This is a genomic window from Pseudonocardia sp., assembly GCF_025965585.1.
Classification (GTDB): Bacteria; Actinomycetota; Actinomycetes; order Mycobacteriales; family Pseudonocardiaceae; genus Pseudonocardia.
The window spans coordinates 1-13,200 of the sequence record NZ_JAOPWR010000099.1 but is presented as its reverse complement, the minus strand read 5'-3'; the positions used below and the strand labels follow the sequence as shown (position 1 = coordinate 13,200).

Sequence of the window (13,200 nt, the reverse complement as noted above, 5' to 3'; positions counted from 1 at the left end):
GGCCGCGGCGCCGGAGCCCCCGCGGCCGCCCGGCGACGCCGACACCGGCGGCGCCCTCGCCACCACCCCCGCGGCCGACACGGCACAGTCCGCGCTGGTGGCGGCCGAGGACGACCGGCTCTCCCGGGTCACCAGCGGCCACATGTCGTCGAAGACGCCCTGGCTGCTGCCCGCCGGGCCCCGGTCACCGGCCACCACGGTGCTCACCGCCCGGCGGGTGCCCTACGACCTGGGCTCGCTGGAGCGCCTCGGCGCCGCGGAGCAGGCCCCCGACGGCTCCTGGCTGCTCGTCCACTCCGTCGTGGTGGCCCGCGGCGCGGAGCTGCGGATACAGGACCCGGGCGGCACGCTGCGGATGACCAGCGGCCCCGACGGGTTCACGTCGATCATCGCCTTCAAGGGCACCGTCACCCTCGCCGGAGACCCCACCGCACCGCTGACCATCACCAGCTGGAACCCCGCCACGCAGGCCCCCGACACCGACCCCTCCGACGGCCGCGCCTACATCCGGGCCGTCGGGTCGCGGATGGACCTGAGCCGCACCTCGCTCGCGGACCTGGGCTTCTGGAGCGGTCGCACCGGTGGGCTGGCGTGGACGGGCAACTCCGACACGACCTCCACCGGGTCACTTGCCGAGTCCCTCGTGCGCGGCGGACACTTCGGCGTGTTCACCAGCCGGGCCACCGACGTCGCCCTCAGCGACTCGACGCTGGAGGGCAGCGAGCTCGACGGCCTGCTGGTCCACCACGCCACCACCGGCCTGACCGCCCGCAACGTCACCAGCACCGCCAACGGGCGCGACGGGTTCGCGCTGGTCAGCGGCGCCCAGCGCATCACGCTCACCGCGTCCACGGCGTCGCGCAACGCCGGCGACGGCATCCGCATCGACGGCACGCCGAGGCCCGGCCCCACGCCCGCCGACGCCCTCACCGGCCCGGTGAGTCCCGTCGGCGCCATACCCGGTGCCGCGATCCCGGGTCCCGCGACCGCGGACCCGCAGGTCGCGGTCCCCGCCCCGGCAGCCGGGCTGCCTCCCGCGCCGGCCACCGCGCGCGGCACCGGCTTCACGGTGGAGCGGAGCTCGGTCGTCGGCAACGCCGACGGCGGCATCCTCGTCCAGTCCGCCGACGGTGTGGTGCTCAGCGACAACACCGTGGCCGGCAGCATGGACGGCATCGTCGTGCGCGGCCCGTCCACCGCGCCGCAGATCACCGGCAACACCGTGGACGCCACCGCCTTCGCCATCGCGGTGCGCTACGGGGTGACGGGCGCCCAGCTGCACGACAACACGGTTCGCTCGTCCACCGTCGGGCTGCACGTGATCGACTCCGTGGCGAACCTCGGCACCAACACCGTCACCGCGTCGCGCTACGGCGTCTCGCTGGTGGGGAACGTGGACGGGTCGTCGGTGGTCGCGAACCACGTGGGCGGCCGCGGGCTCGCCGCCGTCGACACGCACCGCGTCGCCCCGGCCGCCGTGGCCGACGTCGCGAGCAACGACGAGGACGGCTGGGTCACCGACCGCGACGAGATCCGGTACTGGACGAACTACGCCGAGGACCACCCGCTGCTGCTGCTGTGGCTGCTGATCCTGCTGGTCCCGTTCGCCGCGCGGATCTGGGCGAAGCGCCGCCGGAAGCGCCACGCTGCGGAGGAGAACCGGGAGCAGCCGGAGGTGCCGGTCGAGCCGGCCCCCGCCGGCGAGGACTCGGGCCCGGTGCTCCAGGTGCCGCTGCACGTGCTGCACGACGTCGGCGCCGGTCCGGAGGCCACCGCGGACGAGCCCGACGACACCTCGGCCACCACGCTGCTGCCGGTCACACGCGTGACGGTCGTGTCCGGCCGGGGGGCCGCGCCGTGAACCGGGCCCGCAGGACGATCGCCGGCCTCATGGCAACGGGAGGCCTCGTGGCCGGCTGCAGCAGCCCGGCGCCGACGCCGCCACCGGCCACCGCGCCGGTGTCCGCCACCCCGAACTGCGACACGTCCGGCGCCGTGAGCGTCTCCCGCTCCGACCAGCTCGCCCGCGCCCTGGCCGCCGCCACGCCGGGGACCGTGATCGTGATGGCCGCCGGCACCTATGCCGGCCCCTTCACGGCGACGGCGTCCGGCACCGCCGGCAAGCCGATCACGCTCTGCGGCGGCCGCGACACGGTGATCGACGGCGGCGACACCGCACGCAACTACACACTGCACCTCGACGGTGCCTCCTACTGGCAGCTGTCGGGCTTCACCCTCCGGGGCGGGCAGAAGGGCCTGATGGTCGACCGCGGCCGGGGCGACCTCGTGCAGGGCCTGCTCATCGAGAACACCGGCGACGAAGGCCTGCACCTGCGCCAGGGCAGCACCGACAACGTCGTGCGCGGCAACGAGATCCGCCACACCGGGCTGCTCGACGCGAAGTTCGGCGAGGGCGTCTACGTCGGCACCGCCGAGAGCAACTGGTGCGAGATCTCCTCCTGCGTCCCCGACCGCAGCGACCGCAACACCATCGAGGGCAACACCATCTCCGACACCACCGCCGAGTCCGTGGACATCAAGGAGGGCACCACCGGCGGGATGCTGCGCGGCAACTCCTTCTCGGGCAAGGGCATGACCGCCGCGGAGGCCTGGGTGAACGTCAAGGGCAACGGCTGGACGATCGCCGACAACACCGGTGTCGACGCACCGCAGGACGGCTTCCAGGTCCACCAGATCCTCGACGGCTGGGGGCTGGACAACACGTTCACTGGCAACAAGGCCACAGTGAACGGTGACGGATACGCCATCAACATCACGAAGAACCGCGACGAGAACCGCGTCGAGTGCGACAACACCAGCATCGGGGCCGGCAAGGGCCTCAGTACCGTCACCTGCGTCCAGTGACACACCCCACGAGAGGAGCCGTCGTGTTCGCACGCCGGATCGCAGTGATCGGGACCGGTTACGTCGGTCTCACCACCGGAGCCTGCCTGGCCTCGCTCGGCCACCACGTGGTGTGCGCCGACATCGACGAGGCGAAGGTGGCGCGGCTGAGAGCCGGTGAGATCGACATCCTCGAGCCGGGCCTTCCCGAGCTGGTCGCGGAGGGTGTGGCCGCGGGACGTCTGGAGTTCGTCGTCGGGGCGCGGCAGGCCATCGTGAGCCCGGACCAGCAGGCCGTCGAGGTCGTGTTCCTCTGCGTACCGACCCCGATGGGCGAGGGCGGCGCCGCCGATCTCGCCGCCGTGCAGGCCGTGGCCAACGAGGTGCGGCACCTGCTGCCCGCGGGCTGCGTCGTCGTCAACAAGTCGACGGTGCCGGTGGGCACGGCCGAGGCCACCCGCAAGATGCTCGGCCGCCGTGACGTCCCCGTCGTCTCGAACCCGGAGTTCCTGCGCGAGGGCAGCGCGGTGCACGACTTCCTCAACCCCGACCGCATCGTCGTCGGCTCCGACAGCCAGGACGCCGCGGAGCGCGTCGCCGCGCTGTACTCGAAGCTCGGCGCGCCCACGCAGCTCACCGACGCCGCCAGCGCCGAGATGGTCAAGTACGCCGCCAACTGCTTCCTGGCGATGAAGCTGTCCTACGTCAACGCGCTGGCGGACCTGTGCGAGCGGCTCGGCGCCGACGTCGTCGAGGTCACCGAGGGCATGGGCTACGACCGGCGGATCGGGGCCAACTTCCTGTCCCCCGGGCCGGGCTGGGGCGGCTCGTGCTTCCCGAAGGACACCCACGCGCTGCTGCAGATCGCCGAGGCGGCCGGGATGGACTTCGAGCTCGTCGCGGCGAGCCTGTCCACCAACGCCACCACCCGCAGGCGGGTCGTCGACAAGGTCCGCGACGCGGTGGGCGGCACACTGGCGGGCAAGCGCATCGGGCTGCTGGGGCTGACGTTCAAGGCCGGTACCGACGACCTGCGCGACTCGCCCTCGATCGCTGTCGCCGAGCTGCTGCGCGCCGAGGGCGCCGAGCTGTACGGCTACGACCCGGCCTGCCCGACCGATGTCGCCGCCACCGACGGCATCACCGTGGTCGACGAGCCGCTCGCCGTCGCCAAGGGCTGCTCCGCGCTCGTCGTGCTCACCGAGTGGCCGCAGTTCCGCGCGCTGGACTGGACCGCGCTGGCCGGGGTGGTGGCGGCGCCGATCGTGGTCGACACCCGCAACCTGCTCGACCCCGACGTCCTGCGCCGTGCCGGCTTCGCCTGGATCGGCCTGGGCCGCAGCTGAACGACCGTGGTGCGAACGGTCGTCAGTCGCGGAAGACGACCGTCCGCAGCATCACGAAGTTGATGACGGTGGCCACGCCCTGCGCGACCACCCAAGCCAGGCTGGTCCGGAACGACATCGCCGGGAGCACGGCGAGCATCAGGGCGTTGGTGCCGACGTTCAGCGCGAACGTGGTGGCGTAGAGCGCCACGAAACCGGCGACGCGGCCGTTGCCCCCGCTCGCCGAGGCGAACGTGAAGCGCCGGTTGAGCAGGTACGCCGTGGTGGTGCCGCAGATGAAGCTGACGGCCTTCGCGGCGCTCGGCCAGAAGCCCAGCGCGAGCAGCCCGTGGTAGATGCCGAAGTCGACCAGGGCGGACACCGCACCGATCGCGACGAACCGGATCAGCTGCGCGGCCAGGCCCAGCTTGGCCGGTGCAGGGCTGGTGGCGGTCACCGCTGCAGGGTAGCGGGGGGCTCGGCAGGACCGGCCCGTGCCCGACTCCCCCGCCGCGCGCCCGCCTGCAGCGACCCGCGCACCAGATCTGTGCCGACCCGCGGGGTCGGTCAGAAGGAGTAGCCACCCAGGCGGTAGCGGCGGCGGATCGTCACCGAGCCCATCGTCGTGCGGCCGTGCACCACGAAGTGGGGCGAGCCCGCACGGGGGCGCGAGGGGACCTTGCTCCTGACGGTGCCCATGCCGGGCACGAGGTCGTCGACGTTCGCCGTGGCGTCGTCGGGCACGAGCAGCCGGGCCGAACCCGCCCCCAGCTCCAGCTCGACCTCCACGACAGGGTGCGGGTTGTCGGCGTCGCAGAAGTCGAGGACCACCGATCCCATGCCGCTCTGCACGCGCAGCCGGGCGGGCACGGCCCACGCCCCCGTGCGCTTGATCGTCGACAGCCCGGCCTTGAGCACGAGCGCGGGGCCCGCGGGGGTGGCCGGCACCGGCGCGGCGGCCGAAGGCTCGGGCGGCAGGTCGGCCAGCGGCGGACGCAGGTCGGCCTCGTACCGCGCCGCGTAGACGACCGTCAGCCGCTCCTCCAGCTCCGAGACGGTGATCCGGCCCTCCGCCATCGCCTGGTGCAGCCGCGTGGCCGCACGCTCGCGGTCGGCGTCGGAGATCCGGATACCCGGCGGGTCCGGGGGCTGCACGGTCACCTGTCCGAGGATAGTGACGTGATCCGCCGGTGGGAGGTCCGGCAGATCCGGGGCCGTGCGGGCAGCGCGGTAGCCTGGCCCGCGATGCCGAACACCGAGTCGCGAACCACCCTGCACGGGTGGGGACGCACCGCTCCGACCGCGGCCCAGGTACGTGTGCCGGGTTCCGCGGAGGACGTCGCCGCCGCAGTGACCGCCGCCGGCCCGCGCGGGATCATCGCCCGCGGCCTCGGCCGCTCCTACGGCGATCCCGCCCAGAACGCCGGCGGCACCGTCCTGGACATGACGGGCATGGGCACCATCCACTCCATCGACGCCGACACCGGCCGGGTCGTCGTCGACGCCGGGGTCAGCCTCGACACGCTGATGCGCCGGGCCCTGCCGTTCGGGCTGTGGCTGCCGGTGCTGCCGGGCACCCGCCAGGTCACGATCGGCGGCGCGATCGGCGCCGACATCCACGGCAAGGCCCACCACGTCGTCGGCAGCTTCGGCAACCACGTCGAGTCGCTGGACCTCGTCACCGCCGACGGTGCGCTGCGCACGCTGACCCCCGACGGTGAGGACTCCGACCTGTTCTGGGCCACCGTCGGCGGCATGGGGCTCACCGGTGTCGTCGTCCGGGCGGTGCTGAAGCTGCACCACGTCGAGAGCGCGTACTTCACGGTCGACACCGAGCAGATCGACAACCTGACCGACCTGATGGAGCGCCAGACCCAGGACGACGAGCTCTACGCCGAGTCGGTCTCCTGGTTCGACGCCGTCACCACCGGGCCGCACTTCGGCCGCGGCATCCTGATGCGCGCCAACCACGCCACGCTCGCCGAGCTGCCGCCCAAGCTGCGCGCGAACCCGCTCAAGTTCGACGCCCCGCAGCTGCTGACGGTGCCGGACGTGTTCCCGCCCGGGCTGCTCAACAAGCTCACCGGCAAGCTGTTCAGCGAGGCCTGGTACCGCAAGTCGCCCACGAGGTTCGGGGCCATCCAGAACATCACGCAGTTCCTGCATCCGCTCGACATCATCGGCGAGTGGAACCGCGGGTACGGCCCGCGCGGGTTCCTGCAGTACCAGTTCGTGATCCCGCTCGACCGCGGCGACGTCATCCGCACCGTGCTGGAACGGATGACCGGGGCCGGGCAGGTCTCCGCGCTCAACGTGCTCAAGCGGTTCGGCGAGGGCAACCGCGCGCCGCTGTCGTTCCCCAAGCCGGGGTGGACGCTGTGCGTCGACATCCCCGTCGGGCCGGGCCTGAACGCGCTGTGCAACGAGCTGGACGAGATCGTCCTCGACGCCGGCGGGCGCCACTACCTGGCCAAGGAGTCGCGCACCACGCCCGAGGCCATCCGCCGCGGCTACCCGCGCCTCGACGAGTGGCGCAAGGTGCGCGACGCCGCCGACCCCCAGGGCGTGTTCGCGTCCGACATGTCCCGACGCCTGGAGCTGACCCACTGATGATCGATGCCGTTGGCAACCCCCAGAGCGTCCTGCTGCTCGGTGGCACGTCCGAGATCGGGCTGGCCGTGGTGGAGGCGTTCGCGTCCGACCGCCCGCTGCGGGTCGTGCTGGCCGCGCGCCCGTCCGAGCGCCTCGACGCCGCGCAGGCCCGCCTGGAGAAGCTCGGCTGCGCCGTCGAGCAGCTCCCCTTCGACGCGAAGGCCCTCGACACCCACGCCGCCGTGGTCGGCAAGGCGTTCGCCGGCGGCGACGTCGACGTCGCGATCGTCGCGTTCGGACTGCTCGGCGACAACGAGAAGGCCTGGACCGACGTCGACACGGCCGTCGAGATCGCGCAGGTCAACTACACCGCCGCGGTGTCGGTCGGCGTCGTGCTGGCCGAGAAGCTCACGGCCCAGGGCCACGGCTCGCTGGTGGCGTTCTCGTCGGTGGCCGGCGAACGTGCCCGGCGCTCCAACTTCGTCTACGGCTCCACCAAGGCCGGCATGGACGCGTTCTACTCGGGCCTCACCGAGGCGCTGCGCCCGTCCGGTGTGGCCGTGACGATCGTCCGCCCGGGTTTCGTGCACACGAAGATGACCGAGGGCCTCAAGCCGGCCCCGCTTTCCACCACTCCCGAGGCCGTCGCCGCGGTCGTGGTGGACGCCGTGCGCACCCGCAAGGAGCTGGTCTGGGCGCCCGCGCCGCTGCGCGTGGTGATGAGCGTGCTGCGCCACGTGCCCCGCGTGATCTTCCGGCGCCTGCCCGTCTGAACAGCCGTCCCCCGCCGCTCACCCTGCAACACCCGGGCCTGTCCGCGGGGAATTGGCGAGTGCTCATGCCGGTTGCGGCTGGCATGGCTACTGCGATCGTCGCCACCGCGTTCGGTGGTCCGGAAGTTCTGGCGAGTGTCGAGACCGAGGTCCCGCCGCCCGGTGCCCACGAGGTGACCGTGCGGATCCGGGCGGCCGCGATCAACCCCATCGACTACAAGCTCTACAGCGGCGCGTTCGGCGCCGACCCGTCCCAGCTGCCGAAGCGCGTCGGGCTCGAGGCCGCCGGCGTCGTCACGGCCGTCGGTGACGACGCCACCGCGGCCGTCGGTGACGAGGTGATCGTCTACGGCGCCGGGGCGGCCGGTCTCTTCGCCACCGAGGTCACCGTGCCCGACGCGGCGCTCACCCCCAAGCCCGCCGGCCTGGGCTGGGAGCCGGCCGCTGGACTGCTGCTCGCGGGCGTCACCGCCGTCCACACGCTCGAGGCCGCCGGCGTCAAGGACGGGGACACGGTGCTCGTGCACGGCGCCGCGGGCTCGGTGGGGCTCCTCGCGGCACAGTTGGCCGTCGCGCGGGGTGCGCGCGTGATCGGCACCGCCGCCCCGTCCCGCCACGACGCGCTCCGCGGCTACGGCATCGAGCCCGTCGCCTACGGGGACGGCCTGGCCGAGCGCGTCCGCGCCCTCGCGCCCGACGGCGTCAGCGCCGCCATCGACACGGTGGGCACCGACGAGGCCGTGGACGTCTCGCTGGAGGTGGTGGCCGACCGCTCCCGGATCGCCACGATCGCCGCCTTCGGGCGCGCCGGGGAGGCCGGGATCAAGGCCCTCGGCGGCGGTCCGGGTGCCGACCCGGGAACCGAGCTGCGCGCGCAGGCCCGCGCCGAGCTGGCCCGCCTCGCGGGTGAGGGCAAGGTCGAGGTCGTGGTGGCCCGCACCTACCCCCTCGCCGAGACGGCCGACGCCATGGCGTTCGTCGCCGAGGGTCACGCGGGCGGCAAGGTCGTGCTGCTGCCCTGACGCAGTGCCGGCACGTCCCCGGCGGTGCTGATGCCGCGGCGAACCGGAAAGTCGATCGCCCTCCCCGCACGGTGTGAGGGACACCGCGCGGGGAGGGCGGGCTGCGCTCCCCAGCTCAGCCGGTTCAGATGCCGCGCACGTCCTCCGCGCGGTCGAGGGCGGCCACGAGCTCGGCCCGGTGGGCCGGACGCCGGCGCTGGGCGTGGACCAGAGCGGCCGCCAGGGTCGGCTGGCGCTCGGACGACGCCGCGTGGCGCGGCTCCGGCGGGACGAACGCGGGCTCGGCTTCGGGCACGGCGTCGTAGGCCGCGCGGTGGGCCGCCACCAGCTCCCGGGCCCGGACGGGCCGGTCGTCGGACGCGGTCGGGGTGTCCGGACGGCGGACGGCCCTGCGGCGCGCGGTCAGCAGCTGCACACGGCGCATCCGGCGGCGGGCCGGCTCCTCGACGAAGCGGTAGGCCACCGCGGCCACGGCCAGCGTCGAGAGCAGCACCACGACCGCGGAGACGTAGGCCAGCACGGGGTGGCTGCGGGCGACGTCGAAGTGGCTCAGGAACGTCCACCAGACCTCGAAGATCGGGATGTGGACGAGGTAGAGGCTGAACGAGATGCGCCCGCCGTGCACCGCCCACGGCTGGGCCAGCACCATCACGGGGCCGCGGTCGGCCAGCGCGAGGGCGGCGACGAGCACCGGGAAGAGCACGATCACGACCCCGCCCCGCCCGGGCCCGGCCACCTCGCCGGCGACGAGGCCGACGGCGATCGCGAGCGGCACCGCGGCGGCGAGCACCGAGGCCCGGCGGCGCACCGGCTCGCCGTCACGCAGGCGGCGCACCACGAGGTAGGCCAGCACGCCTGCGCCGAACCCGCAGAGGACGCGGACGACCCAGCTCCAGGGGTAGTACGGGCTGCCGGTGGACAGGTACGCCCACGCGATCGGCGTCATCAGGGCCAGCGACGAGAGGGCGAGCACCACGACCGGCAGGTTCCGCATGCGGAAGAACACCAGCGCCGTGACGGGGAAGAGGACGTAGGCGAGCCATTCGGCGCTCAGCGACCAGGTCGGGCCGACCCAGGAGGCGCCGTCGAGGAACGGGTTGTTCCACATCTGCACCATGAGCAGCTGCTGGAGCCACTGCCCGAAGCTGACCACCGGCTGCACGGACTGGTACGAGATGAACGTGCCCGAGCTGAACACCAGCCGCGCCACGAGCCAGAGCCCGAAGAGGTTGAAGACCAGCACGTAGACCGGCCACATCCGGCTCGCGCGGGCCCACACGAACCGGGCAGTCGCGCCAGGCCGCAGCCGCGGGCCGAGCTTGTCGAGGTAGGTGTGGGCGATCACGAACCCGCTGAGGACGAAGAACAGGTCGACGCCCAGCGCGCCCTGCGTGATCAGCGGGCCGAAGAACGCGGCCACGTCCGCGACCCGCTGCAGGGGCGAGAAGTGGAAGTGGAAAAGGACCACCCAGACCGCGGCGACGATGCGCAGGCCCGTCAGGCTCCGGAACTCCCCTACAGGGACGGGTTGATCGCCGGATGGGGTGGCCCTCGGGCCTGCCTTCGTCACGTTGGGGGCAACGAGGGCCTCACCACCAGCGTTGCGAGTGACACCCGGAATAGACCGGATTGCCGGTACTCATCACGGAATGTGGACGACGAGCTGGGCCGATCGGGTGGCCCGACGCCCGGACCGACCCCGTCGTGCCGGAGCCGTTCGGACACGCTGGGCTACCGGCTCACGGCTGCTCACCAGCTGTCGACGTGCAGCACCGTGTCGAGCGGCTCGCGCTTCGCCGGCTTGAACGTCTCGCCCGTGAAGTAGGCGGTGGGCAGCAGCACGCCCTGGCGCACGTTCGGGGGGATGCCGAGCAGCTCGGAGATCTCCTTCTCGTACTTCAGGTGCAGCGTGGTCCACGCGCTGCCGAGACCCCGGGCCCGCGCCGCGATCTGGTAGCTCCACGCGGCCGGCAGCAGCGAGCCCCAGAGCCCGGCCTGGTTGCCGGTCGGCAGCTCCTCCCCCGCGGTGATGCACCCGATGACGTGCACCGGGACCTCCCCCATGTGCTCGGCCAGCCAGTCGGCCGACGACTGGACGCGGTCCTGCACGGCCTGCCGCTCCGTGCTGTGGCCGGCCGCCGCGTTGCGGCGTATGGCCGAGTCGCGGTAGCCCCCGAACGACTGCGCGTAGTAGTCCCCGATCTGCTTGCGCAGCCCGGCGTCGGTCACCACCATCCAGTGCCACCCCTGCTGGTTGCTGCCGGTGGGGGCCTGCAGCGCGACCTCGAGGCTCTCCTTCACCAGCTCCAGCGGGACGGGCCGGTCGAGGTCGAGCCGCTTGCGCACGGAGCGGGTGGTGGTCAGCAGTTCGTCGGGCGAGAGCGGAAGTGTCATGGCCCGATCATGCGCCACCGACATCGCGGGAGCAGCGGTCAGCTCACCCATCGGGCCCCGTTCCCGCTCGGGCACCCACGGCGGACGGCGCGGGCGAAGGCCCGCTCGGACCGGGCCACCACCTCCGCCCGGCCTGGTGCGGTGGCCGTCTCGCGCGGGACCCGGCGCCCGAGACCGGGCGGATCCGGCGGCGACCGGGCTCCTACTCGACGGCGGCGGGGGCCTGGACCACGAAGACCGACGCGTCGCCACCGGCCTTCAGGACGAGGCGACCGGACAGGGTCTGCAGGTGGGCGGGCAGGGCGCGGAGGCGGCCCGCGGCGCGGCGGCCCACCCCGCCCTCGCGCACGACCGTGAATCCGGCGTCGACCAGCGCCTGCTGCGCCCCGGCCTCCGCGGTGACGACGAGCGCCCGGTCGCCGGGCACCAACACCCGGCGCCAGAACGCGAGGGCGGCCGGGTCGAGGCCGTCGGACGGGTGCACGGCGACGACCCCACGGAACACGGCGCTCGGGACCTCGTCGCGGCCGGTGTGGACCGGGCAGCCCGGGGCGGCGGAACGGACCGCGGCCGCCGTCTCCGCGGACGGCTCGTACCCCGACGCCGACCCGTGCGCGGCGAGCCGGCGCAGCAGCTCGCCCGAGCCGCACCCGACATCGAGGTAGGGGCCGGGGCCGACGTGGCGCCGCACGAGCCGCAGGTACCACCGCACCACGAGACGCACGCCCGCCACGGGGGAGTCCGCACTCCGCGCCACCGTCACCTCCGCACCCCCACACCGACCGCGACACGCCCGCGCAACGCCGCTATTCGGACGTGAATACAACAACCAACCCGCGCATCGCGTTCAGGTGGGTCCGCCCTAGGGTTGTCCGGTGCTCTCCCCCGCACGGTCGGTGACCCCGCCGGAGCCGGACGGCCCGCAGGAACCGCACCGCAGCGGCCGTGACGGCGCTCCCCCACCGGCCCGCACCGGGCACGGTCCCCGCCGGATCCTCCTGGTCCTCGGTCTGGTCGCCGCACTCGCCGGGGTCGCGTTCACGTTCGCCCCCGTGGAGCAGCCGCAGGTCACCTACTCGTGGACGGCCTCGGACGGCGCGGCCGCGATCCCCCTGATGCCCTACCAACCGGTGGACCTGCACGCGACGGTCGACTGCGCCGCCGCCCGCGGCCCGGTCGGCGAGCTGCTGCTGTCCACCACGCCGCCGCGCCCCGATCCCGAGGCCGCGCCGCTGTCCGGCCTGCGCCTCGCCACGGCGGACGGGGGACTGCGCGTCACGAGCGCCGGTGTCGACCTCGGCACCGTGCCGCTGCCCGCGGGCGGCTGCACGGTCACCCTGGACTCCGACCACACCCGCACGACCGTGGCGGTGGACGGCCGCACCGTGCTCACCCACGACGGCGACGTCCGCCCCGACGTGGCGGGGGCGTTCACCGACGTCCGCGCCGGCGTCAGGCTCGCCCTCGACACCGACACGCGCTTCCAGACCACCGTCTCCCCGCTCAAGGCCGCGATCGCCGCGATCTGCGTGCTGGCGCTGCTGGGCATGCTCGTGGTGCTCGGCCGGATCGACCGCGCCGCGGTCCGGTCGGTCCGGCTGCTCCCCCGCGGGTGGTGGCGTCCCCGTGCGGTGGACGTCGTGGTCACGGCGCTGCTCGCGGTGTGGTGGCTGATCGGCTCGCTCACCGTCGACGACGGCTACATCTCCGGCATCATCCGCAGCCGGGGCGAGAACGGGTTCATCGGGAACATCTACCGCTGGCTCAACGCGCCCGAGGCCCCGTTCAGCTGGTTCTACGACGTCTTCTACCTCTGGTCGCGGCTGCTGCCGGGCGAGCTGGGCAACTCCACGCTGTGGATGCGCCTGCCGTCGACGCTGCTGGGCATCGTGTGCTGGTGGTTGCTGTCGCGGGGCGCGGTGCCGCGGCTGGGCCGGTTCGCCACCCGCCGGTGGACGCCGTGGCTGGCCGCGCTCACGTTCGCCACCTGGTGGATCCCGCTGAACCTGGGCCTGCGGCCGGAGCCGTGGGTGACCGTCGGCCTGCTGGGGGTGTTCCTCGCCGTCGAGCGGGCAATCGCGACGCGCCGGGTGCTACCGCTCGCCGTCGGCATGCTCGTCGCGGGCGTCACCACCGCGCTGACGCCCGGCGGGCTCATCGCGTTCATGCCGTTCCTCGCCGGCCTGCTGCCGGTGCTGCGGGTGCTGCGGTCCCGCCGCGACCTGCACGTATGGCCGCTGGTGATCGCGC

Annotated in this window: 12 protein-coding genes; 7 read left to right on the top strand and 5 right to left on the bottom strand. The window is 73.6% G+C overall.

All coding sequences use genetic code 11. The annotated features are described in order from the left end of the window. From JWR81_RS06310 to JWR81_RS06300, 3 genes are all read left to right on the top strand, one after another. A partial coding sequence (locus tag JWR81_RS06310; protein WP_297647954.1) for a right-handed parallel beta-helix repeat-containing protein occupies positions 1-1,861 on the top strand: 1,861 nt, incomplete at its 5' end. A 29-nt stretch (positions 1,862-1,890) separates the two neighbouring features. Continuing rightward, a complete protein-coding gene (locus tag JWR81_RS06305) occupies positions 1,891-2,865 on the top strand; it encodes a nitrous oxide reductase family maturation protein NosD (RefSeq protein ID WP_297647950.1) in 975 nt (324 codons plus the stop codon). 23 nt (positions 2,866-2,888) lie between these two features. Continuing rightward, positions 2,889-4,190: a UDP-glucose/GDP-mannose dehydrogenase family protein gene (locus JWR81_RS06300; RefSeq protein WP_297647948.1), complete on the top strand. Its 1,302-nt coding sequence runs from the start codon at positions 2,889-2,891 to the stop codon at positions 4,188-4,190. Between the two features lie 22 nt (positions 4,191-4,212). On the opposite strand, the gene JWR81_RS06295 is transcribed toward JWR81_RS06300, so the two are convergent. Together JWR81_RS06295 and JWR81_RS06290 are read right to left on the bottom strand one after the other, a co-directional pair. Further along, positions 4,213-4,626: a GtrA family protein gene (locus tag JWR81_RS06295; RefSeq protein ID WP_297647945.1), complete on the bottom strand. Its 414-nt coding sequence runs from the start codon at positions 4,624-4,626 to the stop codon at positions 4,213-4,215. A 110-nt stretch (positions 4,627-4,736) separates the two neighbouring features. Then, positions 4,737-5,330 carry a DUF1707 domain-containing protein gene (locus JWR81_RS06290; protein ID WP_297647943.1) on the bottom strand — a complete coding sequence of 198 codons (594 nt, stop codon included), beginning with the start codon at positions 5,328-5,330 and terminating at the stop codon, positions 4,737-4,739. Positions 5,331-5,414: 84 nt separating this feature from the next. Here JWR81_RS06290 and JWR81_RS06285 point away from each other — a divergent pair, with 84 nt between their 5' ends. From JWR81_RS06285 to JWR81_RS06275, 3 genes are all read left to right on the top strand, one after another. Further along, complete coding sequence (locus JWR81_RS06285) at positions 5,415-6,779, top strand: FAD-binding oxidoreductase (RefSeq protein ID WP_297647941.1); 1,365 nt, start codon at positions 5,415-5,417, stop codon at positions 6,777-6,779. Then, positions 6,779-7,534: a decaprenylphospho-beta-D-erythro-pentofuranosid-2-ulose 2-reductase gene (locus JWR81_RS06280; protein ID WP_297647938.1), complete on the top strand. Its 756-nt coding sequence runs from the start codon at positions 6,779-6,781 to the stop codon at positions 7,532-7,534. Before JWR81_RS06285 ends, JWR81_RS06280 begins: the two co-directional genes overlap by 1 nt. Before the next feature lie 83 nt (positions 7,535-7,617). Next, the gene (locus JWR81_RS06275; RefSeq protein ID WP_297647935.1) at positions 7,618-8,556 is read left to right on the top strand and encodes an NADP-dependent oxidoreductase; all 939 of its coding nucleotides are present in this window, start codon (positions 7,618-7,620) and stop codon (positions 8,554-8,556) included. 124 nt (positions 8,557-8,680) lie between these two features. Here JWR81_RS06275 and JWR81_RS06270 read toward each other — a convergent pair whose 3' ends face one another. The 3 genes from JWR81_RS06270 to JWR81_RS06260 form a co-directional block, all read right to left on the bottom strand. Next, the gene (locus JWR81_RS06270) at positions 8,681-10,126 is read right to left on the bottom strand and encodes an acyltransferase family protein (protein WP_297647933.1); all 1,446 of its coding nucleotides are present in this window, start codon (positions 10,124-10,126) and stop codon (positions 8,681-8,683) included. Positions 10,127-10,305: 179 nt separating this feature from the next. Then, a complete protein-coding gene (locus tag JWR81_RS06265; protein WP_297647930.1) occupies positions 10,306-10,950 on the bottom strand; it encodes a nitroreductase family protein in 645 nt (214 codons plus the stop codon). 202 nt (positions 10,951-11,152) lie between these two features. Then, positions 11,153-11,707 (bottom strand): hypothetical protein, encoded by a 555-nt coding sequence (locus JWR81_RS06260; protein ID WP_297647927.1) that lies wholly within the window; start codon positions 11,705-11,707, stop codon positions 11,153-11,155. Between the two features lie 118 nt (positions 11,708-11,825). Between JWR81_RS06260 and JWR81_RS06255 the strand changes: the two genes are divergently transcribed. Then, a partial coding sequence (locus tag JWR81_RS06255) for an arabinosyltransferase domain-containing protein (RefSeq protein WP_297647924.1) occupies positions 11,826-13,200 on the top strand: 1,375 nt, incomplete at its 3' end.

Excerpts from the sequence above, each read along its gene's own strand:
- JWR81_RS06305 (WP_297647950.1), top strand. The coding sequence starts at position 1,891 with ATGGCAACGGGAGGCCTCGTGGCCGGCTGCAGCAGCCCGGCGCCGACG.
- JWR81_RS06285 (WP_297647941.1), top strand. The coding sequence starts at position 5,415 with ATGCCGAACACCGAGTCGCGAACCACCCTGCACGGGTGGGGACGCACC.
- JWR81_RS06280 (WP_297647938.1), top strand. The coding sequence starts at position 6,779 with ATGATCGATGCCGTTGGCAACCCCCAGAGCGTCCTGCTGCTCGGTGGC.
- JWR81_RS06275 (WP_297647935.1), top strand. The coding sequence starts at position 7,618 with ATGGCTACTGCGATCGTCGCCACCGCGTTCGGTGGTCCGGAAGTTCTG.
- JWR81_RS06265 (WP_297647930.1), bottom strand. The coding sequence starts at position 10,950 with ATGACACTTCCGCTCTCGCCCGACGAACTGCTGACCACCACCCGCTCC.